The 26,267-nt window shown below is 60.7% G+C and carries 21 protein-coding genes, 6 tRNA genes and 1 pseudogene; 11 read left to right on the forward strand and 17 right to left on the reverse strand.

Annotated elements, in window-relative coordinates:
- Positions 1–97: 97 nt before the first annotated feature.
- Positions 98–2,332, reverse strand: a complete 2,235-nt coding sequence (locus ACXR0M_RS24885; protein WP_458834293.1) for a DNA internalization-related competence protein ComEC/Rec2 — start codon at positions 2,330–2,332, stop codon at positions 98–100.
- 135 nt (positions 2,333–2,467) lie between these two features.
- On the opposite strand from ACXR0M_RS24885, the gene ACXR0M_RS24890 reads away from it, so the two are divergent.
- Positions 2,468–2,986: a DUF2062 domain-containing protein gene (locus ACXR0M_RS24890; protein ID WP_458834294.1), complete on the forward strand. Its 519-nt coding sequence runs from the start codon at positions 2,468–2,470 to the stop codon at positions 2,984–2,986.
- Between the two features lie 167 nt (positions 2,987–3,153).
- On the opposite strand, the gene ACXR0M_RS24895 is transcribed toward ACXR0M_RS24890, so the two are convergent.
- The 4 genes from ACXR0M_RS24895 to ACXR0M_RS24910 form a co-directional block, all read right to left on the reverse strand.
- Positions 3,154–3,933: an ABC transporter permease gene (locus tag ACXR0M_RS24895; protein ID WP_458834295.1), complete on the reverse strand. Its 780-nt coding sequence runs from the start codon at positions 3,931–3,933 to the stop codon at positions 3,154–3,156.
- On the reverse strand, positions 3,930–4,862 hold the full coding sequence (locus ACXR0M_RS24900; protein ID WP_458834296.1) for an ABC transporter ATP-binding protein: 933 nt from the start codon (positions 4,860–4,862) through the stop codon (positions 3,930–3,932). The genes ACXR0M_RS24895 and ACXR0M_RS24900 overlap by 4 nt, the downstream gene beginning before the upstream one ends.
- Positions 4,863–4,995: 133 nt before the next feature.
- A complete protein-coding gene (locus tag ACXR0M_RS24905) occupies positions 4,996–5,619 on the reverse strand; it encodes a glutathione S-transferase family protein (RefSeq protein WP_458834297.1) in 624 nt (207 codons plus the stop codon).
- Positions 5,620–5,662: 43 nt separating this feature from the next.
- Complete coding sequence (locus ACXR0M_RS24910) at positions 5,663–6,322, reverse strand: transglutaminase-like domain-containing protein (RefSeq protein ID WP_458834298.1); 660 nt, start codon at positions 6,320–6,322, stop codon at positions 5,663–5,665.
- A gap of 247 nt (positions 6,323–6,569) precedes the next feature.
- Between ACXR0M_RS24910 and ACXR0M_RS24915 the strand changes: the two genes are divergently transcribed.
- Together ACXR0M_RS24915 and ACXR0M_RS24920 are read left to right on the forward strand one after the other, a co-directional pair.
- On the forward strand, positions 6,570–9,017 hold the full coding sequence (locus ACXR0M_RS24915) for an acyl-CoA dehydrogenase (RefSeq protein ID WP_458834299.1): 2,448 nt from the start codon (positions 6,570–6,572) through the stop codon (positions 9,015–9,017).
- Between the two features lie 89 nt (positions 9,018–9,106).
- Positions 9,107–9,514, forward strand: a complete 408-nt coding sequence (locus tag ACXR0M_RS24920) for a PA2817 family protein (protein ID WP_458834300.1) — start codon at positions 9,107–9,109, stop codon at positions 9,512–9,514.
- A gap of 95 nt (positions 9,515–9,609) precedes the next feature.
- Here the strand turns inward: ACXR0M_RS24920 and ACXR0M_RS24925 are convergent, their stop codons facing one another.
- Positions 9,610–10,608: a LysR family transcriptional regulator gene (locus ACXR0M_RS24925; RefSeq protein ID WP_458834301.1), complete on the reverse strand. Its 999-nt coding sequence runs from the start codon at positions 10,606–10,608 to the stop codon at positions 9,610–9,612.
- 90 nt (positions 10,609–10,698) lie between these two features.
- Here ACXR0M_RS24925 and ACXR0M_RS24930 point away from each other — a divergent pair, with 90 nt between their 5' ends.
- From ACXR0M_RS24930 to ACXR0M_RS24945, 4 genes are all read left to right on the forward strand, one after another.
- Positions 10,699–11,325, forward strand: a complete 627-nt coding sequence (locus ACXR0M_RS24930) for an alanyl-tRNA editing protein (protein ID WP_458834302.1) — start codon at positions 10,699–10,701, stop codon at positions 11,323–11,325.
- A 90-nt stretch (positions 11,326–11,415) separates the two neighbouring features.
- On the forward strand, positions 11,416–12,186 hold the full coding sequence (locus ACXR0M_RS24935) for a 2OG-Fe(II) oxygenase (RefSeq protein WP_458834303.1): 771 nt from the start codon (positions 11,416–11,418) through the stop codon (positions 12,184–12,186).
- A gap of 1 nt (position 12,187) precedes the next feature.
- A complete protein-coding gene (locus tag ACXR0M_RS24940) occupies positions 12,188–12,826 on the forward strand; it encodes a LysE family translocator (protein WP_458834304.1) in 639 nt (212 codons plus the stop codon).
- Between the two features lie 200 nt (positions 12,827–13,026).
- Entirely contained in the window at positions 13,027–14,766 is a 1,740-nt protein-coding gene (locus ACXR0M_RS24945; RefSeq protein WP_458834305.1) for a dipeptidase, read from the forward strand.
- Between the two features lie 131 nt (positions 14,767–14,897).
- Here ACXR0M_RS24945 and ACXR0M_RS24950 read toward each other — a convergent pair.
- The 6 genes from ACXR0M_RS24950 to ACXR0M_RS24975 all read right to left on the reverse strand — a co-directional run bounded on the left by ACXR0M_RS24950 (position 14,898) and on the right by ACXR0M_RS24975 (position 15,606).
- Positions 14,898–14,973 (reverse strand) — tRNA-Gly (locus ACXR0M_RS24950).
- A gap of 2 nt (positions 14,974–14,975) precedes the next feature.
- A tRNA-Glu gene (locus tag ACXR0M_RS24955) sits at positions 14,976–15,051 on the reverse strand.
- Between the two features lie 142 nt (positions 15,052–15,193).
- A tRNA-Gly gene (locus ACXR0M_RS24960) sits at positions 15,194–15,269 on the reverse strand.
- A gap of 3 nt (positions 15,270–15,272) precedes the next feature.
- Positions 15,273–15,348: transfer RNA gene (locus ACXR0M_RS24965), tRNA-Glu, on the reverse strand.
- Between the two features lie 104 nt (positions 15,349–15,452).
- Positions 15,453–15,528 (reverse strand) — tRNA-Gly (locus ACXR0M_RS24970).
- Positions 15,529–15,530: 2 nt separating this feature from the next.
- Positions 15,531–15,606: transfer RNA gene (locus ACXR0M_RS24975), tRNA-Glu, on the reverse strand.
- Between the two features lie 384 nt (positions 15,607–15,990).
- On the opposite strand from ACXR0M_RS24975, the gene ACXR0M_RS24980 reads away from it, so the two are divergent.
- Positions 15,991–16,749 (forward strand): hypothetical protein, encoded by a 759-nt coding sequence (locus ACXR0M_RS24980; RefSeq protein WP_458834306.1) that lies wholly within the window; start codon positions 15,991–15,993, stop codon positions 16,747–16,749.
- Between the two features lie 676 nt (positions 16,750–17,425).
- On the opposite strand, the gene ACXR0M_RS24985 is transcribed toward ACXR0M_RS24980, so the two are convergent.
- The 4 genes and pseudogenes from ACXR0M_RS24985 to ACXR0M_RS25000 form a co-directional block, all read right to left on the reverse strand.
- Positions 17,426–18,307 (reverse strand): methyl-accepting chemotaxis protein, encoded by an 882-nt coding sequence (locus ACXR0M_RS24985; RefSeq protein WP_458834312.1) that lies wholly within the window; start codon positions 18,305–18,307, stop codon positions 17,426–17,428.
- Positions 18,287–19,393, reverse strand: a pseudogene (locus tag ACXR0M_RS24990) (HAMP domain-containing protein); the annotation flags it as partial. The pseudogene ACXR0M_RS24990 and the gene ACXR0M_RS24985, both read right to left, overlap by 21 nt.
- A gap of 108 nt (positions 19,394–19,501) precedes the next feature.
- Positions 19,502–20,872 carry an aminotransferase-like domain-containing protein gene (locus tag ACXR0M_RS24995; protein ID WP_458834307.1) on the reverse strand — a complete coding sequence of 457 codons (1,371 nt, stop codon included), beginning with the start codon at positions 20,870–20,872 and terminating at the stop codon, positions 19,502–19,504.
- A 191-nt stretch (positions 20,873–21,063) separates the two neighbouring features.
- Positions 21,064–21,825, reverse strand: a complete 762-nt coding sequence (locus tag ACXR0M_RS25000) for an SDR family oxidoreductase (protein ID WP_041073750.1) — start codon at positions 21,823–21,825, stop codon at positions 21,064–21,066.
- 238 nt (positions 21,826–22,063) lie between these two features.
- Between ACXR0M_RS25000 and ACXR0M_RS25005 the strand changes: the two genes are divergently transcribed.
- Positions 22,064–23,068 (forward strand): NADP-dependent oxidoreductase, encoded by a 1,005-nt coding sequence (locus ACXR0M_RS25005; RefSeq protein ID WP_458834308.1) that lies wholly within the window; start codon positions 22,064–22,066, stop codon positions 23,066–23,068.
- A 131-nt stretch (positions 23,069–23,199) separates the two neighbouring features.
- Here ACXR0M_RS25005 and pyrF read toward each other — a convergent pair whose 3' ends face one another.
- Positions 23,200–23,898: an orotidine-5'-phosphate decarboxylase gene (gene pyrF, locus ACXR0M_RS25010; protein WP_458834309.1), complete on the reverse strand. Its 699-nt coding sequence runs from the start codon at positions 23,896–23,898 to the stop codon at positions 23,200–23,202.
- Between the two features lie 296 nt (positions 23,899–24,194).
- Between pyrF and ACXR0M_RS25015 the strand changes: the two genes are divergently transcribed.
- Both ACXR0M_RS25015 and ACXR0M_RS25020 read left to right on the forward strand, forming a co-directional pair.
- On the forward strand, positions 24,195–24,941 hold the full coding sequence (locus ACXR0M_RS25015) for a response regulator (RefSeq protein WP_458834310.1): 747 nt from the start codon (positions 24,195–24,197) through the stop codon (positions 24,939–24,941).
- Positions 24,941–25,990: an ATP-binding protein gene (locus tag ACXR0M_RS25020; RefSeq protein WP_458834311.1), complete on the forward strand. Its 1,050-nt coding sequence runs from the start codon at positions 24,941–24,943 to the stop codon at positions 25,988–25,990. The genes ACXR0M_RS25015 and ACXR0M_RS25020 overlap by 1 nt, the downstream gene beginning before the upstream one ends.
- Positions 25,991–26,267 lie beyond the last annotated feature (277 nt).

Here is a 26,267-nt window from a genome sequence, read left to right on the forward strand (position 1 = left end):
ACAGTCCCCTCGAAAAAGTGCGCCACTTTACCATACCGTTTCGCGATTAAGACCCGCTGCCCCGACGACCGTAATGTCGCCAGCGTGCCTGCGCCGATCAACGGGCCGACTGCGGCGGATCGCGCCAGAAGCGCCGTTGCTGACGCAGCGTCCGTGGTGCGCTGAAGGTCCCCAGTTGCAGATGAATGGCGCCTTGCTCGGCGCTGTCGTAGATGCGCAGCCGCTGCTGGCGATAACGCGCAAGTACTGTGGGATGCGGGTGGCCGAACGAATTGCCCTGCCCGCGGGAAATCAGCACGGACTCGGGTTGCAGCGCTTTGAGCAGGGCCATGGATGACGAACTGCGGCTGCCATGATGCGGCGCCTGCAGCCATTGCGTGGGAACGGCCAACGGGCTATCGAGCAGGACGCGCTCGGCGTGCGTGTCGATATCCCCGGTGAGCAACATACGCTCGCCATTGGCCTCGATCTGCAGCACACAGGAACGCTGATTGCTGTCGTGCGCCTCGGACCATTGCCAGAGCTGGAACCGCACACCGTCCCATTGCCACTGCCGGCCACTGTCACATGGCCCGGCATTCAATTCGGCAGGCAATCCCTCTGGGTCGCCGCTGATCACCTGAGCGATCGGCAAACGACGCGCCACGGCTAAGGCGCCGCCAGCATGGTCGGCATCGGCGTGACTGAGCAGCATCAGGTCCAGATGGTCAACGCCGAGCTTGCGCAGTGCCGGTAGCACCACGCGCTCGCCGATGTCGAAATCGCCGAAACGCGGCCCGGCGTCGTACAGCACGCTGTGATTGCGCGTGCGGATCAGGATTGCCAGACCCTGGCCGACGTCGAGTTGCCAGATGTCGGCCACGCCCTCGGGCAATCGCTCGCGCGGTGGCAGCACCAGCAGCAATAACAACGGCCAGCCCAGCGGTCGCATCGGCACGCCACGTGGCAACAGCAACATGACTGCACCAAGACTGCCGAGCATCCAGACCCACCACGACACCGCGGCTGGTATCCACGCCGGCCATTGCCCGGCAATCAGCGCCAGACCGCGAAACAGTAAATCAATCAATCCGCCCGCCAGCCACAACAGGCCTTCGCCAACATAAGGCAACGGTAACAGCGCGGTGCCGAGCAGTGCCGGTGGCAACACCACGAAACTGACCCACGGTACCGCGAGTAAATTCGCCAACGGTCCGCTGAGGCTGATCGGCAGGTTCAGCGCCAGCAGCACCGGGCACAGGCCAATCGCGATCAGCCATTGCGCGCGGGTCCAGGTCTGCCACCAGCGCCACGCGCCGAGGCGGCTGCCGAAGGTGAAGATCAACACCGCCACCGCCGCGAACGACAACCAGAAACCTGGACGCAGGCTGGCCAGCGGATCGAGCACCAGCACCGCGTTGAACGCCAGCAACAGCGGCCACCACGCGCCGAGATGGCGGAAACGCAGGCGCCACAGCAGCACCAATCCGACCATCACACAGGCGCGCTGCACCGGCACCTCAAACCCGGCGAGCAAGCCGTAACCGACTGCCGCCGCAAATGCCAGAGCGCAAGCCCAGGGCAGCCACGGCCAGCGCAGCGGCCACAGCCCGAAACGCGCCAGCCCGGCGACCAGCAGATACATCACCGCCGCCAACAATCCGATGTGCTGCCCGGAAATCACCAGCAAATGCACGGTGCCGGTGTCCTGCAGGATCTGCCAGTCCTCGCGGCTGAGGCCGGAACCGTCGCCCAGCACCAGCGCGGCCAAGGCACCACCGCGGCCCTGCGCGTCCACTTCAAGCAAGCGCTGACGAATACTGTCGCGCCACGCCCAATGGGCTTCGGCCAGGCGCTGGCCGTCTTTGATCGTGCCGGTCGCGCCGATGCGCTGCGCCAGCAACCAGGCTTCGTAATCGAACGCGTCGGGATTGAGCAACCCGCCGGGGCGCTTGAGCTTCACCGCCAGACGCCAGTGCTCGCCGCTATTGATCGGCGGCCCGCCATACCAGGCCAGGCGCATCAGCGAAGGCAGTTGCTCATGTCGCGAGCGCGCGTCGGCCAGCTCGAACCGCACCACCCCGTCGCTGGACTGCGGCAACCCCACTACCCGCCCTTCGACCCAGCGTGTTTCACCATCAAGTTGCCGGGGCAGCCTGTCGTTCAACGCACACTGCGCGCTGAAACCAGCCCAGGTGAAACCGAACAGCCAGAATGCCAACGGGTAGCTGCGAAACGGCAGCAACATCAGCCCGACCATGGGCAACAGCATCAACAACCCGACCGGCGGTAAACCCGGTAAAAAAACCACCGGCAGCAGACCGGCTGCCAGCGCCACCATCCCTGTGCGCATACGCCCGTCCTTGAGAGTCCCCCTTTAGGCGTAGCCGCTGCAGAGCCTGCTCGTCGTCAACAATTGTCACAAAGTCTGAATGGGCGCTTCGTAGAATCCAGACATACTTGCCGCCTTAACCGACCGAGAAGCCTTATGCCCCGGCGCTTATTCAAACGTTACATGCCCGACCCGACAAGCATCAGGGAACACAAATCCTTACGCTTTCTCGGCAAGTTGCTGCATGACCCGAACCTCTGGCACCTCAATCGTCACTCGGTGGCCCGGGCGATGGCCGTGGGCCTGTTCGCCGCGTTCCTGCCGATTCCGGCGCAAATGCTGGTGGCGGCGGCACTGGCGATTACCGTGCGCGGCAACATGCCGATTGCCGTGAGCCTGGTGTGGCTGACCAACCCGATCACTATGCCGGCGGTGTTCTTCTGCACGTATCAGGCCGGGGCTTGGCTGATGAATGTGCCCGCGCGCACCCTGCCCGATTCGTTGACCTGGGAATGGATCAGCGGCGAGCTGTCGACCATGTGGCAACCGTTTCTGCTCGGCTCAGTAGTCTGCGGCCTGCTGCTTGGGATCCTCGCCTATTTCACGGTGATGCTGTACTGGCGCTGGTGGGTGGCGCGGCAATGGGCGCGGCGCAAGAAAAGCCGCCTGCGCTGAACGCAAAACGGCCTCCGCAGTGGAGGCCGTTTTTTTTGTAGCGTCTGAATCGGCTGCATGGATCGCTGTAGGAGCTGCCGCAGGCTGCGATCTTTTGATCTTGTTTTTTAAAAGCAAAATCAAAAGATCGCAGCCTGCGGCAGCTCCTACAGGGGTGCAACGGTTCTTCAGGTGCGCATTCCGCGCCCACTCACCAATAACCGTGCACAACCGAAATACAGCACCACCGTCGCCACCAGCATGAAGGTGATCGCAATGCCGATGCGGATATCCGACACCCCGAGAATCCCGTAACGAAAGGCGTTGACCATGTGCAGCACCGGGTTGGCCAGCGACACGGTCTGCCAGAACGGCGGCAGCAAGGTGATCGAGTAGAACACCCCGCCGAGGTAGGTCAGCGGCGTCAGCACAAACGTCGGGATGATCGAGATGTCATCGAAGTTGCGCGCGAACACGGCGTTGATGAAGCCCAGCAGCGAGAAGATCGTCGCGGTCAGGATCACCACCAGAATGGTCACCCCGAGGTGATGCACCTGCAAATGGGTGAAGAACAGCGACAGGATGGTCACGATCACCCCGACCATCAAACCGCGCAGCACGCCGCCAACGGTGTAGCCGATCAGGATCGTGTGCGGCGACACCGGCGAAACCATCAGTTCTTCGATGGAACGCTGGAACTTGCTACCGAAGAAACTCGAGACCACGTTGCCGTAGGAGTTGGTGATCACCGACATCATGATCAGCCCCGGCACGATGTACTCCATGTAAGTGAAGCCACCCATGTCGCCGATTTGCCGGCCGATCAGGTTACCGAAGATCACGAAGTACAGAACCATGGTGATCGCCGGCGGCAGCAAGGTCTGCGGCCAGATCCGGGTAAAGCGCCGGACTTCACGGTAAACGATGGTATTGAGGGCGACGAGGTTGGGGCGGAACTCGGAACTCATACCGCCACCTTCGACAGATTTTTCTCCACCAGGGACACGAACAGCTCCTCGAGGCGATTGGTTTTGTTACGCAGGCTCAGCACTTCGATGTTCTGCTGCGCAAGCTGGGTGAACAGCGCGGTGATGCCCATCGACTTGTCGACCTGGACTTCCAGGGTGTGGCTGTCGAGCAGGCGCGCGGGATAGCCGAGCAGTTGCGGCGCGACGTTCACATCGTTTTTCAGGTCAAGCAGGAAGGTCTCGACGTGCAGCTGGCCGAGCAGTTGTTTCATGCTGGTGTTCTCGACGATGGTGCCGTGGTCGATGATGCCGATGTTGCGGCACAGCTGCTCAGCCTCCTCCAGATAATGCGTGGTGAGGATGATGGTGATGCCTTTCTGGTTCAGCTCGGTGAGGAACGTCCACATCGAGCGACGCAGCTCGATATCGACCCCGGCGGTCGGCTCGTCGAGGATCAGCAGGCGCGGCTCATGCACCAGCGCACGGGCGATCATCAGACGCCGCTTCATGCCACCGGACAACGAACGCGACGGCACATCGCGCTTGTCCCACAGGCCGAGCTGGGTCAGGTACTGTTCGGCGCGTTCCTTGGCGACCTTCGCCGGAATGCCGTAGTAACCGGCCTGGGTCACGACGATGTCGAAAGTCTTTTCGAACTGGTTGAAGTTGAATTCCTGGGGCACCACGCCGATCGAGCGCTTGAGCGCGGCGGGGTTCTTGTCCAGGTCATGGCCGAAGATATTCACCGTGCCGCTGGTCTTGTTCACCAGGGTCGAGAGAATGCCGATGGTCGTGGATTTGCCGGCACCGTTGGGGCCAAGCAAGGCGAAGAAGTCACCTTCGGCAACATCCAGATCGATACCACTCAAGGCCTGGAACCCGTTGCCGTAGGTTTTGGTTAGCTGCCGGATGGACAGAGCGGAACTCATATCGGATTTACGCACCAAGAAGGGAGGAAAGACATACATAAGGGCGGGCGGCGAGGGAAACAACCGCAGCGCGTGAACGCCATGGTGCGTGCCCCCGCCACACAAGTACAGTCAACTGTGTCGATAGTTATTATCAAGTCAACGCGGTCATGACTGCCTTTTGATACGCCGGACGTTGCTTCAAGCGTTCGTACCAGGCCTGCAGATGCGGCTGCGCGGCGCGCTCGATAGGCATTTCGAACCACGCATAAATGAAACAGCCGAGGGGAATATCGCCCATGCCGATTTCGTTGCCGGACAGGTACGGTTGGCTGGCAAGGGCCTGATCGGCCATGGCCAGCAGTGCGGTGCACTCCTTGATCGCAGCGTTGATCGCCGGCCAGTCCTGCTGATCCGCGGGGGTACGCACCACCCCCCAGAACACCGTGCGGAACGGTCCGGCGAAGCTCGAGGTGGTCCAGTCCATCCACTTGTCAGCGATGGCCCGGGCTTGCAGGTCTGCCGGAAACCAGCCGCTGTCCGGCGCATGTTTGGCCAACAGGTAACGCACGATGGCATTGGATTCCCACAGCACGAAGACATCATCCTCGATCACCGGTACCCGGCCGTTCGGGTTCATCGCCCGATATTCAGGTGTGTCGACCACCCCAAAGGCACCACCGGCATCGATCGACTCGTAGGCCAGGCCAAGCTCTTCGGCGGCCCACAGTGGCTTCCTGACATTCGATGAATTTTTCCGTCCCCAGATCTTCAGCATGACCGCCTCTTTTCCAATACGTGGGCGAGCAGCATACGCCGGATCAGACCCGGCTCAAATCACTCTGCATATCGCCCAGGGTCTGCGCCTGTTGTTCGCCGAACAGATGCGGATAGCACTTTTCCAGGTGTTCGAAGAAGAACCGTTCCGGCACATCGCTGAACTGGCCGTGGTCGACCAGATACTCCATCAAGTGCGCGCCGTCGCGGTTGTACGGGTGGAAAACGCTGTCGTTGATTGCGTCAAACTCCAGTGGCGCGACATTGAACAAATCACAGAGTTGCTGATTAAAGGCTGGCGTGGCCTTTACCCAGCGCTCATTCAAATACAACTCGGTGTAGCCGTGCATGGCGAACACATCGCTGCGCAGCAACTCCAGCAGACGCGGGGTCGACAGGTGATTTCTGACGTCGGCCAGACCGATGCGCGCGGGAATCCCGCAATGCCGCGCGCACCCGGCCAGCAGCGTGGCTTTGGGCACGCAGTAGCTCTCCCCGGTCGCCAGGGCATGGCTACCACACAGGGTTTGCGGGTCGAGGCTGAAGGTGTACGGGTTGTAGCGCACCGCTTCGCGCACGGCGTAATAAAGACTGATCGCCTGCGCACGCGGATCGCGGCTGAGGCCACGGTGCTGCTCGGCGAACTCCACCACTGCCGGGTGGTCACTATCGATGAAGCGGCCGGGGCTCAGATACTCGCGCATGACGACAATCTCCTGGGTGAGCCCCGAGTCTAGCGACAGCTCAAGCACAGAGATAACGACGTTTCGGCCAAACATGCACGCGAAGGCGCGAGAGGAGCGAACGATTTCCCACCGGCGTTGCCCATCGAACTTACAAAAGCCATCCAGAGTTTCCCACGAGTTCAATCACCTTGTTCTGACCACCCGTTCTACAGATGCGGTCTAAGCTCTGGAGGGTCGGTTTGCCCTGGTTCACGGAGGATTACCTATGCTGTTGTTGTGGATACTGATTCTGATCGTCGGTGTGGCGTACCTCGCCCACCGTCGCATCGCCCCGTTGCCCGCGATGGGCATCGTCGCCATCTACCTGTTGACGATGGGGATTTTCAGCCACGCCCCGGGCTGGTTGCTGCTGGTGTTGTGGGTGGTGCTTGCGGCAGTTGCCGCACCGTTGCTGTTGCCTGACCTGCGCCGCAAACACTTCACCGCGCCGCTGTTCAACTGGTTCCAGAAAACCCTGCCGCCGATGTCGCAGACCGAACGCGACGCAATCGATGCCGGCACCGTGTGGTGGGATGGCGAGCTGTTCAGCGGCCGTCCGGACTGGGACAAGCTGCTGTCCTATCCCAAGGTACAACTGAGCGAAGAGGAACAGGCCTTTATCGACGGCCCGACCGAAGAGCTCTGCGCCATGGTCAGTGACTGGCAGATCGGCCAGTCGATGGACCTGCCGCCGCAAGCCTGGAGCCACATCAAGGAACACGGTTTCTTCGCCCTGATCATTCCCAAGGAATTCGGCGGCAAGGGCTTTTCTGCCTATGCCCACTCGCAAGTGGCGATGAAACTCGCCACCCGCAGCGGCGACCTCGCCTCCACCGTGATGGTGCCCAACTCTCTCGGCCCGGCCGAACTGCTGCTGCATTACGGCACCGACGAACAACGCAATCACTACCTGCCGCGACTGGCCCGTGGCGACGACATTCCGTGCTTCGCCCTCACCGGGCCACTGGCCGGTTCCGACGCCGGCGCCATGCCGGACATCGGGATCATCTGCAAGGGCCAATGGCAAGGTGAGGAAGTCATCGGTCTGCGCCTGAACTGGGAAAAACGCTACATCACCCTCGGCCCGGTGGCGACCCTGCTTGGCCTGGCCTTCAAGGCCTACGACCCGGAGCACCTGCTGGGCGACAAGGATGACCTCGGTATCAGTCTGGCGCTGATCCCCACCGATACCCCGGGCGTGGAAATCGGCCGTCGACACTTGCCGCTGGGTGCCGCGTTCATGAACGGCCCGAACTCGGGCAAAGACGTGTTCGTCCCGCTGGACTACCTCATCGGTGGCCAGGAAATGCTCGGCAAGGGCTGGATGATGCTGATGAACTGCCTGTCGGTCGGGCGTTCGATTTCGCTGCCGGCAGTCGGCACCGGCGCGGCCAAGTTCACCAGTCTGGTGACCGGTCAGTACGCGCAGATCCGCGAGCAATTCAACGTACCGCTGTCGGCTTTCGAAGGCATTCAGGAAGCCATGGCGCGGATCGGCGGCAACGCCTGGATGATGGATGCCGCACGCATGCTTACCGCCAACGCGGTGGATCTGGGCGAGAAGCCCTCGGTGCTGTCGGCGATCCTTAAGTACCACCTGACCGAACGCGGCCGCGAATGCATCACCCACGCCATGGACGTGCACGGCGGCAAGGCGATCATCATGGGCCCGAACAATTACCTCGGGCGCAGCTGGAACGGTGCACCGATCTTCATCACCGTGGAAGGCGCGAACATCCTCTCGCGCAACCTGATGATCTTCGGCCAAGGCGCCATTCGTTGCCATCCGTTCGTACTCAAGGAAATGGCCCTCGCAGGACGCGAGGACAAGGACCAGGCGCTGAAAGAGTTCGACGGTCTGCTGCTCAAGCACATCGGCTTTGCCGTGAGCAACGCCGCCAGCACCCTGGTGCTGAACCTCGGTCTCGGTCACTTCGAGCATGCGCCCGGGGACAAGATCAGTCAGGGCTACTTCCGCGCACTCAACCGCCAGGCCGCCGCCTTCGCCATGCTCGCCGACTTCAGCATGATGCTGCTGGGCGGCGAACTGAAACGCCGCGAACGCCTGTCGGCGCGTCTCGGCGATGTGCTGAGCAACCTGTATCTGGCCTCCGCCGCGCTCAAGCGTTATCACGACCTGGATTCGCCGGCGCACATGGAACCGCTGCTGCGCTGGGCCATGGAAGAAAGCCTCGGCCAATCGGAGCGGGCGCTGGATGAGCTGCTGAGCAACTTCCCGAACAAAGTGTTCGGCTGCCTGCTGCGAGTGATCGTGTTCCCGTTCGGCCGGCGCCACAAAGGTCCGTCGGACAAACTCGGCGCCGAAGTGGCAGCGGTAATCGGCCGCGCCAAAGGCGATCCGACCCTCGAAGAACTGCTCGCCGGTTGCTATCGCCCGCAGTCTGCCGACGATGCCGTCGGTGCCCTGCAACATGCCAGCGACCTGTTGAGTGCCGCGCAACCGCTGCACAAGAAACTGCACACCTCGCTCAAGAGCGGTCAGGTCAAACCGGTGGCAGGCGAACACGCCATCGATGCCGCACTGGAGGCCGGGGTCTTGCAACCGCAGGAAGCACAGACCCTGCGTGATGCAGAAGCAGCACGGCGCAAGGTGATCGACGTGGATGATTTCGACAAGGAAGAGTTGCAGCAGGCAGAAGGCAAGGTTCGCTGAGCCTGATTACCGTGTAGCTGTTTATTTGTGAAAAACCGGCGCGAGGGCTTTATACTCCCGCGCCCGTTTTGCTCTTGAGGACTTATCTCGTGTCCAACGTCGTTGCCGATCATCTGGTTTTGCTCGACCATCTGCGCAGTATTCTGGTCGCCGTAGGTGAGGCCGAACAGGTTCCCGAAGAAAGCCATGCCTTGTTCCTCGAGCGCTTCGATGAACTGCTGGCGTCCCTGCCGATCGATCCGATCGAAAGCCAGTACCTGGGCCAGGACATCCTGACTCAGGTGATTAGCCGTTACCCGCAAATTGCCCACCTGATCCCGCGGGATCTGCTGTGGTTCTTCGCTGGCGACTGCCTGCACTACCTGTCGGATGAAGAAATCGATCTGTATCAGGCTCTGGAAGAACGTCGCTACGAAGCCGAACAGAACGACGAACCGTTCGACTGGAATCAGGAAAAGCGGTTGCTGGCGATGTCGGCGCAGGACAGCAAGCACTGATTTATGGTTTGAAGATCAAAAGATCGCTGCCTGCGGCAGCTCCTACATGAGATCTGTGTAGGAGCTGCCGCAGGCAGCGATCTTTTGCTTCTGCGCTACAACAATCCCTCACTCTCCGGTAACTCATACGCCAGCGCCAGATTGTTCGGCGCACCCGCCTTGCCCGGCTTGCTCAATGTCGGCTCCCGCTCCAGGCACTCCACCAGATAGTCGATGAACACCCGCAGTTTCGGCGGCAGATAACGCGTCGGCGAATGCAGCAACCACAGACCACCGTGGTACGAAGCCAGGAACGTCCACTCCGGCAGCACCTGCACGATCAGCTTCTGCTCCAGCGCATAACGTGCCGTGAAGTACGGCAGACTGCCGATGCCGATGTGCTGCAACACTGCGCCCAGGCGCACGCCGGTATGGTTGGCGGCATAACGACCACGGACACCAACGGTCACCGCTTTGCTGCCCTGCTTGAATTTCCAGCGCGCGTCGCTCGGGGTTTCTCCCAGATAAATACAGCTGTGATTGAGCAGGTCATGCGGATGCGTCGGCGTGCCGTGTTCGGCGAGGTATTGCGGGGTGGCGCAGAGCAGATGGTCGATGGTCAGCAACTGACGCCCGACCAGGCCTGCCGGCGGACGATCAGTGATGCGAATCGCCAGATCGACATGATCGTCGATCAAATCCACCTGCCGATCTTCCAGCAGCAACTCGACATCGACCTTGGGATAGCGCCGCAGAAACTCGGGCATGTGCGGATGAATCACGAAGCGCCCGACCGCTTTCGGCACGCTGACCCGCACCAGCCCTTCCGCCTCATGGGTGAATTGGCCGCTGATCTCCATCACTGACTTGGCGGCGCTGACCATCTCCTGGCAGCGCTTGAACACCTCTTCACCGCCGTCGCTCAAGCGCAGTTTGCGTGTGGTGCGCTGCAGCAAACGCGTGGCCAGGGCTTTTTCCAGGCGAGAAATGCTGCGACTGATCGCCGACGGTGACGATCCCAGTTGGCGGGCTGCCTCGGAGAAACTGCCGGTCTCCACAACCTTGACGAAGATCGCCATTTCACCGAGCAGTGGCAGCGGAAGATTGATGCTCACAGCGCACAAGTCCTTTGATGTTTGAACGGATTATCACGTTATTGCACGATTCATATAATAAAAAAAGACACTTTAATAAGGGCATGGAATATGACGCTTCGCCTCTTTTTCCATAGTGATGACCTCAAGGCTAATGTGGAAGTCCTCGACTGTACGCCCCACGAGAACGAATTCGCCGTGGTGCTGCGCGCCACTCTGTTTCATCCGCAGGGGGGTGGTCAGCCATGCGATACCGGGCTGATCGGCGACAGCCAGGTGCTGCGCGTGGTGCAGGAACCGGATCGGATCGTGCATTACGTCGATCACCCGGTGGAACCCGGCATGACCTGCATCGTCGTCGATGAACAACGTCGTCGCTACAACACCCGCATGCATTCGGCCGGGCACTTGATCGGGCACCTTGTGCAGGCCATGGGCTGGACGCCGATCAAGGCGCACCACTGGCCAGACGAAGGCCGGGTGCAGTTCAAACCGGGCGATGCCGCGCAGGATGTCGATGCGCAAACAGTTCAATACGGCATCAATCAGTGGATCGAACACGATCTGCCCCGCCTGACCTCGCTGCGTGAAGGCGCGCGGGAAATCAGCTTTGGCGAATTGCCCGCCTACGGCTGCGGCGGCACCCATGTACGTAGCCTGAAGGATTTGGGCACAGTCACGATCGCCGCGCTTTCACAGAAGAAAGGCACGTTATCCGTGCATTACAGCGTGGATTGAGCATCTCGGACGTTGCCTTGCGCAGCGTCCGGCGCCGGGGAACCGCACTCGCCGGTTCCGTTGACTATCGATAGATGGACCTAAAAACAAATGATGCTAGACGTCGAGCGTCTTGATGAGACGTGCATAAAAAAACTGGCCAACGAAGAAGTCCTCGCCATTCGCGTCAAAGGCTTCTTGTCCGAACCGCAAGCGATCCAGCTTGGCGACAAGATTCTTGCTCCGGGCTTCGAGGGCTACATCAACGCGCCGAGTATCGGCCGCATCGGCATGGCGTTTTACGAAGCGGAAAACCAGCCATTACTGATCGAGGACTACTTCGAACGCGCCAGCCGCAACATCGCCGAACTGCGCGAACGTTGTGCGCCCTACTCCTCACCGATCGACACCCTGCGTTGCATGCTTGATGAGTCCTGGCCCGCCGGCGCGCATCTGGAAAACCTCTATGGCCGCAAGATGTATGTCGGCCTGTCGCGGGTGGTCAAGCCCGGCGTGTGCTTTCTTGCCCATCACGACATTTTCGCCAAGGACGCCCCGGACAGCTTTCAGGCGCGCAGCCTCGAAGCACAGTTCGCCTGCAACGTGTACCTGAACATGCCGACCGAGGGCGGTGCGCTGCAGATGTGGGACGCCGACATCAGCCCCGATCAGTTCGACGAAATGCGCGGCGACAGCTACGGCATCGACCCGGCGTTGCTCGGCCCGCCGACGCTTGAAGTACGGCCAGAGCCAGGCGATTTCATCATGTTCAATTCGCGCTGCATGCATTCGGTGACCCCGGGCGTGGAAAATCCGCGATTGAGCCTGTCCTTTTTTGTCGGCTATCGCGGCAATGCTTCCCCCCTGACCTTCTGGAGCTGAGATGTTATCCAACTACCTGGGCGAATTTCTGGCACTGGCCACCATCCACTTTCTGGCCGTGGTTGCGCCCGGCCCGGACTTCGCCGTGACCATCCGCCAGAGTGTGCGCTTTGGCCGACTGGTGGGCATTTGCACGGCGCTGGGCATCGGCGCCGGCATTTCCGTGCATGTTCTCTACACGTTACTCGGCGTTGGCGCCCTGATGCACACCACACCGTGGTTGCTGACCGTGGCCAAAGTCGTCGGCGGCGCCTATATCTTTTACCTCGGCATCAGTCTGATTCGCAGCAAGCCGAAAACCACACTTGAGGGCGAGAAAACCAGCGACGAACCTCTGGTCGAGCAGTCGCTGTTCAAAGCTTTCAGTACCGGATTTCTGACCAATGCCACCAACCCCAAGGCGACGCTGTTTTTCCTGGCGATCTTCACCACGATTATCAGTGCCAGCACGCCACTGAACATCCAGGCGCTGTACGGGGTGTGGATGTGCTTCGTCAACGCGCTGTGGTTTGTGATCGTCGCGCTGTTTTTCTCCAGCAGCCGGGTGCGTAACCTGTTCATGCGCATGGGTCATTGGTTCGAGCGCAGCATGGGGGTGATCCTGATTCTGTTCGCTGGCAGGCTGGTACTGTCGATGTAAAACCCGCGCTCACACAAAAGGCCCGACCAGTTGAACACTGATCGGGCCTTTTTCATTTGTGCGCCGCTTTTGCATTTCTGTGCGACGGATCCCACTTCAGGGGCTGCCCTTCCACACCTTCACGGTGTTAGTTTGGAAAAGAATTGTTTCAACTTTCAAACACTTCCTTCTTAACTGCCTGCAAAGGAATGCCCACTGCAATGAATTATTCTCTCAAGCGCCTGGCCACTGCCAGCCTGGTTCTGGCCAGTTTTACCGCGTTCACCCTGCCTGCGCAGGCTAACATCACCCCGCAACAGAGCGCGGCGATCCTCAAAAGCTTCGATGCGGCGAGCGTCACCGACTTCCGCCAGTTTCTCGGCGCGGTAGGCAAGAGCGACCTGGGCAAAGCCGACAATCTCGGCCCGGCGATCAACGCCTTTCTCGACAACAAGACTCCTAGCGTCGAACAGCAGAACGAGATCTATCGCCTGCTGGGCATCTACACCCGTGTGAAGTACGGCAAGGCCGCGCTGGAAACCTTGCGCGAGCTGGTGGAGATCCCGACGTTCCAGAAAGAAGGCGTGGCCCAGCACGACAATCCCGAGTTCATCAAGATCGCCGAAAAGATCAAGAACCTCGCCGAATCGTTCAACCTGAAGTTCCGCAACATCGACAACCGTGTTTACGAAATTTCCCTCGACGGCAAAGGCGAGGAAGTCGTGGGCATTCACGCGCATGCCGACGTGGTGCCGGTGACTCCGGAAAACTGGGTGCTGAAAGACGGCACCAAACTTGATCCGTTCAAAGTCACGCTGATCGGCGATCGCATGTACGGTCGCGGCACTGAAGACGACAAGAACGGTATCGTCGTCGCTCTGTACGCGATGAAAGTGATCAAGGAAGAACAGCTGCCCCTGGCACGCAACTTCAAGCTGCTGGTCGACACCACCGAAGAAACCAGCGGCGACGCGATTCCGTATTACTTCGAACACAACCCGACGCCGAACTACAACATGGCGCTGGATGGCGGCTACCCGGTGGTCATCGCCGAGAAAGGCTATGGCACGGTCATGGCCAACTTCCCGCTGCGCAAGGCTGAAGGCAGCGGCGCGGAAATCATCTCGATGACCGGCGGTCTGGCGACCAACCAGATTCCATCGGTTTCGGTAGCAACGCTTGTCACCGACAAGCCTGAGCAACTGGCGGCGAGCCTGCAGAAAGCCGGCAACGACTACGCGAAAAAACACGGCGGCAACTTCGAAGTCGCGGCCAAGGTTGACGGCAAGGACGTCAAGCTGAGCATCACTGGGGTGTCCGCGCACTCCTCCGAACCGGAGTCCGGGGTCAACCCGGTCGCGCGGATGCTCGACTTCATCAACAGCCTCGACGGCAAAGTCGCGCTCAAGCATAACCAGATCACCGACGCGGCGCGTTATGCATCCACCAACTGGGGCCTGGATTATCTGGGGAAAAAACTCGGCGTCGGCTTCTCGGATTCGTTCATGGGCCCGCTGACCACTTCGCTGACCTACGTTGGCGTGGACGACAAAGCCTTCAAACTGGCGGTCAACCTGCGCGTGCCGAAGGGCAAGTCCCCGGAAGTGCTGAAGAAGGAAATCGCTGACAAGCTTGCCGCCTGGAGCAAGAAATCCAAGGTTGCCGTGAACTTCACCTACTCGATCGCCGAACCGATGTACCGCAATCCTGAAGGCGAGTGGGTCAAGGCGCTGCTGGCGGTGGCCAGCGAGAACCTGGGCATGAAGCACGAGTTCGGTACTTCGGCCGGTGCGACCTCGGTGCACGAACTGCCGAACGGCGTGCAATTCGGCCTAGCCCGGCCTGAAGTGAAATACACCGGTCACACCGACGGTGAATTCAAGACGGTTGACCAGTTCCTGCTGGATCTGCAGATCGTCACCGAAATGATGGGCCGTGTCGGCCAACTGCCGAAGCTCTGATGGGGCACAGGCCCGCTGATCCAGCGGGCCTGACCTGAAAACGAAAAAGGACCTCCGGTCCTTTTTTGTTGCGCAACAAATGCTGCACAAACAAAAACGCCGATCATCACTGATCGGCGTTTTTGTGAAATTGGAGCGGGAAACGAGACTCGAACTCGCGACCCCGACCTTGGCAAGGTCGTGCTCTACCAACTGAGCTATTCCCGCAATGGCGTCCCCTAGGGGACTCGAACCCCTGTTACCGCCGTGAAAGGGCGGTGTCCTAGGCCACTAGACGAAGGGGACACGCTACCCGGAACACATGGTGTGTGTTTCGGTGTCCAGAACCGTATCCGAAGACCTGGTTCTGGTTTCACTGAGTACCGCCCGAAAGCAGCGCCCTATGGAACCAAAACGCCGCTCATTTCTGAGCGGCGTTTTTTGAATTTGGAGCGGGAAACGAGACTCGAACTCGCGACCCCGACCTTGGCAAGGTCGTGCTCTACCAACTGAGCTATTCCCGCAAATGGCGTCCCCTAGGGGACTCGAACCCCTGTTACCGCCGTGAAAGGGCGGTGTCCTAGGCCACTAGACGAAGGGGACACGCTACCCGGAACACATGGTGTGTGTTTCGGTGTCCAGATCCGCGTCCGAAGACTTGGTTCTGGTTTCACTCAGCTCCGCCCGAAAGCAGCGCTGTTTAAAATTGGAGCGGGAAACGAGACTCGAACTCGCGACCCCGACCTTGGCAAGGTCGTGCTCTACCAACTGAGCTATTCCCGCATTGGCGTCCCCTAGGGGACTCGAACCCCTGTTACCGCCGTGAAAGGGCGGTGTCCTAGGCCACTAGACGAAGGGGACACGCTACAACATTCACTTCCTGAAGCGTTTCGCTGTGTGCTTTACGCTGCAAGTGGCGCGCATTCTATGGATGGATTGAGGGATCGTCAACCCCCATATATAAATTTATTTAAATCAATGACTTCGACCTGCTTTCAGGCTGCACGCGGGCTTTTCCGTCGCGCAAAGTTTGACGCCTATATTCCGCCACTCGCCAAGACGTTATAGTCCGCAGCACGGTGATGGCAATCTGAACTCCAGGCGCCAGCATTCATATAAGCAGCACGCTGCCGATACAGATTGCATCTGCCGAACCAACTCGTCGAGCGACGCTAGGCGCATCAATGCCCAGCCACTACACTCGCATGCGAACCCTATAAAGAGGTCTTACCGGTGACACCACTCATGATCACCCTGCTAGTCATAGCCGGGATCGCAATTCTGATCGCCATTGGCTACATGAACCATGTGGTGGAAAACAACAAACTGGAGAAGGCCCGCACCAAAGTCGAACTCAACGACCGCCTGCGCCGCTGCGGCGAACTGACCGAAACCTTCCCCGGCCAGTTCATGACCCCGGCGCTCAAGCTGCTGCTGACCCGCCTGGAGCTCAATGTCTGCCAGCGCCTGCTGAATCTGGAAAAAACCAGCGCCACCACCAAGGCACGCATCAGCGAACTGAGCACCCTGGTGGCCCAGGGCGAATCGATCCCGGTCAACAATCCGCCGGCACCGATCCTGACCGAAGCCAAGGCCAAGGACGTGCGCTTTCTGCTCGAAGCCCTGCACGGCCAGATCACCCGCGCCGCGCATGACGGCTTCCTGGCACCGAACGAAGCCAAGCACTGGATCAAGGAAGTCCGGCATATCCTGGTGCTGCTGCACATCGAGTTCTTCAACAACCTCGGCCAACAATCCCTGCAACAAAACCAGCCAGGCCAGGCCCGCCTCGCCTTCGAACGCGGCGTGCAATACCTGCGCAAACAGCAGGACCCGCAGATCTACTCGGAACAACTGCAATACCTGGAAAAACTTCTGGCCCGCGCCAACGCCCAGGTCATGGACAAAATTGCCCCGGTCGAGGGCGAGGAAAACCAGCTGACTGCCGGCCTGAAAGAAGTCGAAGCCGATGCGGATTGGAAAAAGAAAGTGATCTACGACTGATGGTCGAGAGATAAAAAGAAGCCACCGCGAGGTGGCTTTTTTGTGGGTGGTGGGCTGTCGTGATTGAGGGTATTCAGTTAGAAATTGGTTGGTTGATCGGCCGCCTTCGCGAGCAAGCTCGCTCCCACAGTGGGAATGAGTGTGTCAGTTGCAGATTGGCCGGCTGTCGGGCCGCCATCGCGAGCGGGCTCGCTCCTACAGTGGGATTGGGGTGTTCAGTAGGGGATTGGTCGGCTGTCAGGCCGCCTTCGCGAGCAAGCTCGCTCCCACAGAAAAGCCAAAGCAGACCGCATCCGCTTTTCACCAATCAACAGGATGAGCGTTAGCTCGGCTGCGGCTTTTGATCTGTAGGCCCCGTCGGCAGGCTGAGTGGAGGGATGCATCCGGGGGTGGGAGCGCAGCGACCGTGCGGCGCAGCCGCACACATCGAGAGGAGGTGCAGCGAAGCAAACCGTAGGCGATGCCCCCGGATGGATCGCGGAGCGAAGGAACCCGAGCCACGGCGAGGGCCGAACGTTGGGGCAAGCCTTTTGGGTTACCTTTTCGGCGTCTGGAAAAGGTGACTCGCCGTAAGGGCGAAACCGCCAGCCGCCACACCCAAAGTAACGGATATTCACACAAAACAACCCACAACATGGTCGGCCCAAAGGCCGCCAAGGCTCAAGGGTTCAAGGGCTCAAAGCCGAAAATGCCCAACCATCCCCTTGAGCTCACTCCCCAACTGCGCCAGCTCAATACTCGAAGCCGCATTCCCGCGCATCGCAAGCGAAGACTGATCGGCACTCGCACGGATACTCGTCACACTGCGATTGATCTCCTCAGCCACCGAACTCTGCTCCTCGGCCGCCGCCGCAATCTGCTGATTCATCTGCTGAATCAACGACACCGCCGCCGCAATACTGCCCAGCGCACTCTCCGTCTGCAGCGCATCACTGACCGCCAGTTTCACCAGCTCGCCACTGCTCTGAATCTGCTGCACCGACGAGTGCGCCGCCGACCGCAATGCACTGACCAACCGCTCGATCTCTTCAGTCGATTGCTGAGTGCGCCGGGCCAGTGCGCGAACTTCATCGGCCACCACCGCAAAGCCCCTGCCCTGCTCCCCGGCCCGCGCCGCCTCGATCGCCGCGTTGAGCGCCAGCAGATTGGTCTGCTCGGCCACGCTCTTGATCACATCGAGCACCGTGCCGATATTCTGGATTTGTGCACTGAGGCTTTCGATGCTCGAACTGGCGGACGTCGCCGAATCCGCCAGTTGCTCGATACGCACCATGCTCTGACGCACCACCTGCTGCCCGCTCTCGACCTTGTCATCCGCGGTTTGCGCGGCCAGCGCGGCCTCCTCGGCGTTGCGCGCGACGTCATGTACGGTAGCGGTCATCTGGTTCATCGCGGTGGCGACCTGCTCGGTTTCTTCCTTCTGGCTGCTGACTTCGAGGTTGGTCTGCTCGGTGACCGCCGACAGCGATTGCGCGGAACTGGCCAATTGCTCGATCCCCGCCTGCAAACCGCTGACGATCGTGCTCAGCCCGGCGCCCATCTGCTGCATCGCCAGCATCAACTGGCCGATTTCATCACGACGGGTCACTTCGACCCGCGCACTGAGATCGCCGGCGGCAATCTGCTGCGCAACCCGCATCACACTGCGCAACGGCGCGACGATCAACCGGGTAATGACCCACGCAGCAATCAGCCCGACCAGCAACGCCAGCGCTGAAGAACCAATGATCAACATCGAATTCTTCTTCAGCTCCGCCTGCATCGCGCCGTCCTCGGCGAGGTACGCCTGATCGACGCGTTCCATGACTTGCGCCGCACGCAGGTGCAACTGTTCGTAGACGATTTTTTCCTGGGCCAGCAAGCCGGTGTATTCCGCCAGTTTGTCGTTGAAACCGGCGATGTGCCCGGACACTTCATTGAGGACGGTCAGATAGCCCTCATCCTTGACCGTGGTTTTCAGTTGCTCGGCCTGCGCCTGGGCCTGCGCGGCCTGTTCGATGTTGCCCTTGCCGGCGCTGTCGGCATCGCCCTTGCGACTCTGGTCGAGACGAATCCGCGCCTCGTTCATGGCCTGCAGCATCAGCTGCGACACCTGACTGACCTGGCTCGCCTGCTCAATGAACTGCGCGCCATCCTTGCCTTCGCTGTCCTTCAAGGTATACGCGCCATCATCGGCCAGCCCGGCTTGCAGCACGTCGAGGTTGTTGGCCACGCTGGACACCGACCAACTGGCCATTTCCAGCGCCAGATCCTTGGCCTGGGTCAGCGAAACGAATTCATCGAACGCCTTGCGATAGGCGCCCAGGGACTGCTCGACATCGCTCATCACCGCTACATTCGCCGGGGATTGCGCCTTGAGTTGCGCGGCCTGGACCAGCAAGCCATCGACGCCTGCGTGCAAGGCATCGACGGTCTTCGGGTTGCTGTGCAGCGCATAGTCCTGCTCCAGCAGCCGCACCTTGAGTAAAGCGCTGTTGAGCGCCGACATCTGTTTCAGCCCGTCGAAACGTTGGCTGATGGTCTGCAGGGACCAGACACCCATGGCGGCCACAAGCGCAGTCAACAGCAGCACCAGAACAAATCCGATACCCAGTTTTTTCGCCATACCGAGGTTGGCAAAACGTCCTTGCACGGCCGTAATCATTGCGCGTAGTCCCCTGCCAAAGTCTATTGACGAAGATTCGCAACGGCCATTGAGCAGCACAAGTCTCTGGCGTCGGAATAATGGCAAAAAGCTAGGCCTGCGTCGTTTTCAGAACGCTTGAGGTCGATTCGCGCGGGTACTGCGAAAAAACTGTCGCGCGCGCGGATCACAGGCACAGGCCACATTGATTCGCTGCCACTCGCCGGCGTCGCCGGTCGGACTGAATGCGTCCGAGGGGCAAAGCTGCACACCGCAGCGCTGCGCCTGACGCTGCAATCCGACCCGATCGCTCAGTGGCGCACGGGCCCAGATGAACAACCCGCCACAAGGCTTGCCGAACACTTCCCAGTCGGCGTCTTCCAGTGCCTGCAAAGCGGCCACCCGATCGGTGTTCAGGCGTTGCCGCTGGCGCTGCACCATCTTGCGATACGCGCCACTGCCCAGAAGACTGGCGAGCACCGCCTCATTGAAACCCGATGCGCCCAGGCTGCTGATCATCTTGACCCGGGCCAGACGCACAATCAGCGCGGGCCGGGTGCAGATGAAGCCGACCCGCAATGAACTGCTCAGCGTCTTGGAAAAACTGCCGACGTAGATCACCCGCTCATCCAGTGCCGCCAGACGAACGCCGTTGCCATTGTGCAGATCCGCGTAGACATCATCTTCGATCAGTTGCACATCATGCGCGCTGCATAACTGCAGGATCTGTTGTGCTACCCCTGGGGTCAGGCATGAACCGGTAGGATTATGGTGATGACTGTTGACGAACATCGCCACCGGCCGGAATTGTTTCAACAGCGCCTCCAGCGCCTGCGGGTCCGGCCCGCTCGGGGTGCGGCGCACTTCCAGCAACTGCACACCGTGCAGACGCAGCAATTCGAACAACGGCGCGTAACCCGGATTTTCCACCACCACACAGTCTCCGGCCTTGAGCAGTGTGCGCACCAGCAGATCCAGTGCGTGACTGGCACCCGCAGTGGTCAGCACCTGATCATCATCGGCCTGGATGTCGATCAATGTGAGGCGCTTGACGATCTGTTCACGCAACGCCGGCAAACCCAGCGGGCTGCTGTAGTTGAACAGACAGGCCATGTCGGTCCGGGCGACCTGACGGATCGCGTAGCTCAGATCATCGGATTCACGCCAGCCCTGCGGCAAGCCACCCTCGCCCAGGTGCAGGCCACCCACCGGCGATACGTAGTCAAAACCCGACAACCGGTGGGAGCCTCCGGCATTCAACGGTGCGGCAGCCACCATGAACCCGGCCCCCTGACGTGCGCACAGCAGGCCTTGGGCTACCAGCCGCTCACAGGCTTCGGCCACGCACGACTGGCTGAGCAGATTGGCCCGCGCAATTTGCCTGACGGAAGGCAAACGCGTGCTCGGTGCTACGCCACTGCGCCCAATCCAGTCGGTAATTCCATCCACGATCTGCTGCACGACCGGCACCATTGCCTGTCGGTCAATTCTCAATTCCATGAGCAAGCAAACTCCTGTCCGTTTTGCTGGAGGCAGTAAATCACAGCCGCGCCGAACAGGCTGTGCGACAACGCCGTTAAAAGCGACTGTTCTAACGGCTTGATACACATTGTTTAACGGATACACGGAACTGACCGCCCGCCATAACAGAACCCGCACAAAGGCGGGTCTGCAGGGCATGCGATACGACGTCAGAAAGCGGTAACACCGCCATCCACCGCCAGCGAGTGACCGGTGGTAAACGCCGCGCCATCACTGCACAGATACAGCACGGCGCTGGCAATTTCCTCGACCTTGCCGATACGCCCGACCGGGTGCATCGCGTTGGCGAACTCGCCTTTCTTCGGGTCAGCCTCGTAGGCGCGGCGGAACATATCCGTGTCGATCACCGCCGGGCACACGGCGTTGACGCGGATTTTCTTCTTCGCATACTCGATTGCCGCCGACTTGGTCAGGCCTATCACCGCGTGCTTGGATGCCGCATAGATGCTCATCTTCGGCGCTGCCCCAAGCCCCGCCACCGAGGCGGTATTGACGATCGCCCCGCCGCCCTGGGCCAGCAGCAGCGGCAACTGGTACTTCATGCACAGCCAGACGCCTTTGACGTTGACGCCCATGATCGCGTCGAACTCATCCATCGAGCCGTCGGCCAACTTGCCCTGCTCGATTTCAATCCCGGCATTGTTGAAGGCATAGTCGAGACGGCCGTAAGTATTGATCACCTCGTCCATCAGATTTTTCACTTCGCTTTCAACGGTGACGTTGCAACGCACGAAGGTCGCTTCGCCGCCGGCTGTACGAATCAGCGCCACCGTGCCCTCGCCCCCTGCCGCATCCAGATCGGCCACCACCACTTTCAGGCCTTCGGCGGCGAACGCCTGGGCGGTCGCGCGGCCAATACCATTGGCCGCGCCAGTGACTACGGCAACCTGACCGGAAAACGTCATGCTCATTGTTATGTCCTCGAAGGAAAAACGCGGGAGGGATTATCAGACCCGCAGCATAGCCACCGGGGCTCGACGCATGTCAGCACTATCAGAAGACTGTTTATGCGCCCATGCGTCGCAGTGATAAAACCGTGCGGGGGACTATCACTGCATTGGATCATTGCGCATTCGCCGCATCAGCCAACCTTGCAGCATCGACCTTGAGCGTCTATCTACAAGGCTTCATTCCGTTCGAGTGCCTGCCATGACCACCCAGACCAATCGCCAGTTTCTGCTCGCCAAACGCCCGGTGGGCGCTGCTACCCGAGAGACGTTTACCTATCAGGAAGTACCGGTCGGCGAGCCTGGGCAGGACCAGATTCTGGTCAAGAACGAATACCTGTCCCTCGACCCGGCCATGCGCGGCTGGATGAACGAAGGCAAGTCGTACATCCCGCCGGTAGCCATCGGCGAAGTCATGCGCGCCCTGGGCGTCGGCAAGGTCATCGCCTCGAACAACCCGGGTTTTGCCGTAGGTGACTACGTCAACGGTGCCCTCGGCGTGCAGGATTATTTCCTCGGTGAGCCCAGAGGTTTCTACAAGGTCGATCCGAAACTGGCGCCGCTGCCGGTGTATCTGTCCGCACTGGGCATGACTGGCATGACCGCTTACTTTGCGCTGCTCGACGTCGGCGCACCGAAGGCCGGCGACACCGTGGTGCTTTCCGGTGCTGCCGGTGCAGTGGGCAGCGTGGCCGGGCAGATCGCCAAGATCAAAGGCTGCCGGGTCATCGGCATCGCTGGCGGCGCCGACAAGTGTAAATACCTGATCGATGAACTGGGCTTCGACGGCGCCATCGATTACAAGCACGAAGACGTACTGGCCGGGCTCAAGCGCGAATGTCCGAAAGGCGTCGACGTGTATTTCGACAATGTCGGCGGCGAGATCCTTGACGCCGTGCTCAGCCGCTTGGCGCCGAAAGCACGGGTGGTGATCTGCGGCGCTATCAGCCAATACAACAACAAGGAAGCGGTCAAAGGCCCGGCCAACTACCTGTCATTGCTGGTCAACCGTGCGCGCATGGAAGGCTTTGTGGTAATGGACTACGCCGCGCAGTTCGCCAGCGCCGCGCAGGAAATGGGCGGCTGGATGGCCAAGGGGCAGCTCAAGAGCAAGGAAGACATCGTCGAAGGTCTGCAGACCTTTCCGGAGACGCTGATGAAATTGTTCAGCGGGGAGAACTTCGGCAAGTTGGTGCTGAAGGTTTAAAACAAACGATCGCAGTCCCTGTAGGAGCTGCCGAAGGCTGCGATCTTTTGATTTTGCTTTTAAAGGCAAGATCAAAAGATCGTCCGAACGCGGCCCGAGCCTTCGGCAGCTCCTACAAGGTCAAGCTGCGATTAGGCCAGTTCGGCCACAACCGCCGCCAGCGCCTTGGCCGGATCCGCCGCCTGGCTGATCGGACGGCCGATCACCAGATAATCGGAGCCGGCATCCAGCGCCTGACGTGGGGTCAGAATACGGCGCTGATCATCCTGCGCGCTGCCCGCCGGGCGAATCCCCGGGGTCACCAGTTGCAGCGACGGGTGCGCCGATTTCAATGCCGAGGCTTCCAGCGCCGAGCATACCAGACCGTCCATCCCGGCCTTCTCGGCCAGCGCCGCCAGGCGCAGCACCTGCTCCTGCGGTTCGATGTCCAGACCGATGCCGGCCAGGTCCTCGCGCTCCATGCTGGTCAGCACGGTCACGCCGATCAGCAACGGCTGCGGGCCGCTGCGCTTGTCGAGTTCTTCACGGCAGGCCGCCATCATGCGCAGACCACCGGAGCAATGCACGTTGACCATCCACACACCCATCTCGGCAGCGGCTTTCACGGCCATCGCGGTGGTGTTGGGAATGTCGTGGAATTTCAGGTCGAGAAACACCTCGAAGCCTTTGTCACGCAGGGTGCCGACAATTTCCGCGGCGCAGCTGGTGAACAGTTCCTTGCCCACTTTGACCCGGCATGTTTTCGGGTCCAACTGGTCGGCCAGCTTCAGTGCGGCGTCACGGGTGGGGAAATCCAGGGCGACGATGATAGGAGTCTGGCAGGCGGACATGGGTGGGCTCTCAGGCAAGTCGAAATCGGCGCGCATTGTAGCGGAAGCGGCGGCGGCGCGGCACCCGATGATCGGTAAAATCGTCGCCACAACCGTGATAAGCATAGACTTCAAGGCGATTGTGTCGAAGCCGATACACAACCGACACGCCGCCAACAAGCACCCACGCTAGCCTCGCCAGCCGCAACACGTCCTTACATCAGCACTTCCCGCCTCACCGCAGGACGCCTATGCTGAAACCACCACCTCGCAGCCCATCTTTGTGGTTGGCGGCCTACTGGCAGACGAACAGCCCCATGCACAACACCCAGACCACGACCGAAGAGCCCAAAGACGACAAGCGCTGGAGCATCCGCGCGCTGATCGTCGACGATGACGTGCCGATCCGCGAGCTGATGATCGACTACCTGGCGCGCTTTAACATCCACGCCAGCGGCGTCACCGACGGCGCGGCCATGCGCCAGGCGATGCAGGCCGAGCATTTCGACGTGGTGGTGCTCGACCTGATGCTGCCCGGCGAAGACGGCCTGTCGCTGTGCCGCTGGCTGCGCGCCGAATCGGATATTCCGATCCTCATGCTCACCGCCCGTTGCGAACCCACCGACCGCATCATCGGCCTGGAACTGGGGGCTGACGACTACATGGCCAAGCCGTTCGAACCCCGGGAACTGGTGGCGCGAATCCAGACCATCCTGCGCCGGGTGCGCGACGACCGCAGCGAACAGCGCGCCAACATCCGCTTCGACAACTGGCGCCTGAACAGCGTCCTGCGTCAGTTGATCGCCGACGATGGCCTGGTGGTGCCGCTGTCCAACGCCGAATTTCGCCTGCTCTGGGTCTTCATCGAACGCCCGCGCCGGGTGCTCAGCCGCGAACAACTGCTGGACGCCGCCCGTGGCCGCTCGATCGAAGCCTTCGACCGCAGCATCGACTTGCTGGTGTCGCGCCTGCGGCAAAAACTCGGCGACGACCCGAAAGCCCCGCAACTGATCAAAACCGTGCGCGGTGAAGGTTACCTGTTCGACGCCAGAGACATCGGCTGATGCGAGTGCGCTTCGACACGCTGTTCGGCCGCCTGTTTGGCATGCTGTTCGTGGCGATCGTCCTCGCGCACTTGCTGGCCTTTGCCTGGTTCCACCATTACGGCCCGCCGCCACCGCCCCCGCCGCCGGAATTTGCCGAGGGTGCCGAAGGCCAACATCCACCGTCGGATCCACGCTTCGCTCACCGCCCGCCACGCCCGTGGTTCGGCGGGCCGCTGGTGCCGCTGACCTTTCAGTTCATCTCGCTGATGATCGCGGCCTGGTACGGCGCCAAACTGCTCAGCCGACCGATCCAGCGTCTGAGCGACGCCGCCGAACGCCTCAGCGAAAACCTCGACAGCCCGCCACTGGACGAGTCCGGTCCGCGTGAAGCGCGACAAGCGGCGCACACCTTCAACCTGATGCAACAACGCATTCGCGAACAGGTGCAGCAACGCGCACGCATGCTCGGCGCCGTCTCCCACGACCTGCGCACCCCGCTGTCACGCTTGAAACTGCGCCTGGAACAGATCGACGACGACAAACTGCAAGGCCAGATGCGCCAGGACCTCAACGACATGATCGGCATGCTCGACGCCACTCTCAGCTACCTGCATGAACAACGCACCAGCGAAGCCCTGCAGTTGATGGACGTGCAGGCGCTGGTCGAATCGTTATGCGAAAACGCCCAGGACCAAGGCGCCGACGTGCAGGTCAGCGGCCATTGCGCACCGCTGCAGGTGCAACCGATGGCGTTGCGCTCATGTATCAACAACCTGATGGACAACGCCCTGCGCTACGCTGGCCAAGCGCGCATCGAATTGCAGGACCAACGCGAACAACTGCTGATCCGCGTAATCGACCACGGCCCGGGCATTGCCGAAGACCAGCGCGAAGCCGTGTTCGAACCGTTCTATCGCCTCGAAGGCTCACGCAACCGCAACTCCGGCGGCGTCGGCCTGGGCATGACCATCGCCCGCGAGGCGGCGCACCGATTGGGCGGCCAGTTGAACCTGCAAGAAACACCCGGCGGCGGCCTGACTGCGGTCATTCGCCTGCCGCGGATTTGAAAACTGCAGGAGTGAGCCTGCTCGCGATGGCGGTGTGACAGGCGACAAAAATGCTGACTGACACGGCCTCTTCGCGAGCAAGCTCGCTCCCACAATTGGAATGGGTGTATCAGTTGGGGATGGGTCGGCTCGTAGCTCGCCATCGCTGGCAAGCCAGCTCCCACAGTTGGATTGGGGGCGGTCAGTTGGGGAGTGGTCGGCTCGTAGGCCGCCATCGCTGGCAAGCCAGCTCCCACAAGATCAAGATCAAAAGATCGCAGCCTGCGGCAGCTCCTAC

It is taken from the genome of Pseudomonas sp. Eth.TT006 (genome assembly GCF_054456575.1).

Coding starts and splice junctions, on each gene's coding strand:
- ACXR0M_RS24980 (WP_458834306.1), top strand. CDS start 15,991: ATGATCACCCTGCTAGTCATAGCCGGGATCGCAATTCTGATCGCCATT.
- ACXR0M_RS24995 (WP_458834307.1), bottom strand. CDS start 20,872: ATGGAATTGAGAATTGACCGACAGGCAATGGTGCCGGTCGTGCAGCAG.
- ACXR0M_RS25005 (WP_458834308.1), top strand. CDS start 22,064: ATGACCACCCAGACCAATCGCCAGTTTCTGCTCGCCAAACGCCCGGTG.
- ACXR0M_RS24915 (WP_458834299.1), top strand. CDS start 6,570: ATGCTGTTGTTGTGGATACTGATTCTGATCGTCGGTGTGGCGTACCTC.
- pyrF (WP_458834309.1), bottom strand. CDS start 23,898: ATGTCCGCCTGCCAGACTCCTATCATCGTCGCCCTGGATTTCCCCACC.
- ACXR0M_RS24905 (WP_458834297.1), bottom strand. CDS start 5,619: ATGCTGAAGATCTGGGGACGGAAAAATTCATCGAATGTCAGGAAGCCA.
- ACXR0M_RS25020 (WP_458834311.1), top strand. CDS start 24,941: ATGCGAGTGCGCTTCGACACGCTGTTCGGCCGCCTGTTTGGCATGCTG.
- ACXR0M_RS24985 (WP_458834312.1), bottom strand. CDS start 18,307: ATGCTGGCGATGCAGCAGATGGGCGCCGGGCTGAGCACGATCGTCAGC.
- ACXR0M_RS24910 (WP_458834298.1), bottom strand. CDS start 6,322: ATGCGCGAGTATCTGAGCCCCGGCCGCTTCATCGATAGTGACCACCCG.
- ACXR0M_RS24895 (WP_458834295.1), bottom strand. CDS start 3,933: ATGAGTTCCGAGTTCCGCCCCAACCTCGTCGCCCTCAATACCATCGTT.
- ACXR0M_RS24890 (WP_458834294.1), top strand. CDS start 2,468: ATGCCCCGGCGCTTATTCAAACGTTACATGCCCGACCCGACAAGCATC.
- ACXR0M_RS24945 (WP_458834305.1), top strand. CDS start 13,027: ATGAATTATTCTCTCAAGCGCCTGGCCACTGCCAGCCTGGTTCTGGCC.
- ACXR0M_RS25015 (WP_458834310.1), top strand. CDS start 24,195: ATGCACAACACCCAGACCACGACCGAAGAGCCCAAAGACGACAAGCGC.
- ACXR0M_RS24930 (WP_458834302.1), top strand. CDS start 10,699: ATGACGCTTCGCCTCTTTTTCCATAGTGATGACCTCAAGGCTAATGTG.
- ACXR0M_RS24935 (WP_458834303.1), top strand. CDS start 11,416: ATGATGCTAGACGTCGAGCGTCTTGATGAGACGTGCATAAAAAAACTG.
- ACXR0M_RS24940 (WP_458834304.1), top strand. CDS start 12,188: ATGTTATCCAACTACCTGGGCGAATTTCTGGCACTGGCCACCATCCAC.
- ACXR0M_RS24885 (WP_458834293.1), bottom strand. CDS start 2,332: ATGCGCACAGGGATGGTGGCGCTGGCAGCCGGTCTGCTGCCGGTGGTT.
- ACXR0M_RS25000 (WP_041073750.1), bottom strand. CDS start 21,825: ATGAGCATGACGTTTTCCGGTCAGGTTGCCGTAGTCACTGGCGCGGCC.
- ACXR0M_RS24900 (WP_458834296.1), bottom strand. CDS start 4,862: ATGAGTTCCGCTCTGTCCATCCGGCAGCTAACCAAAACCTACGGCAAC.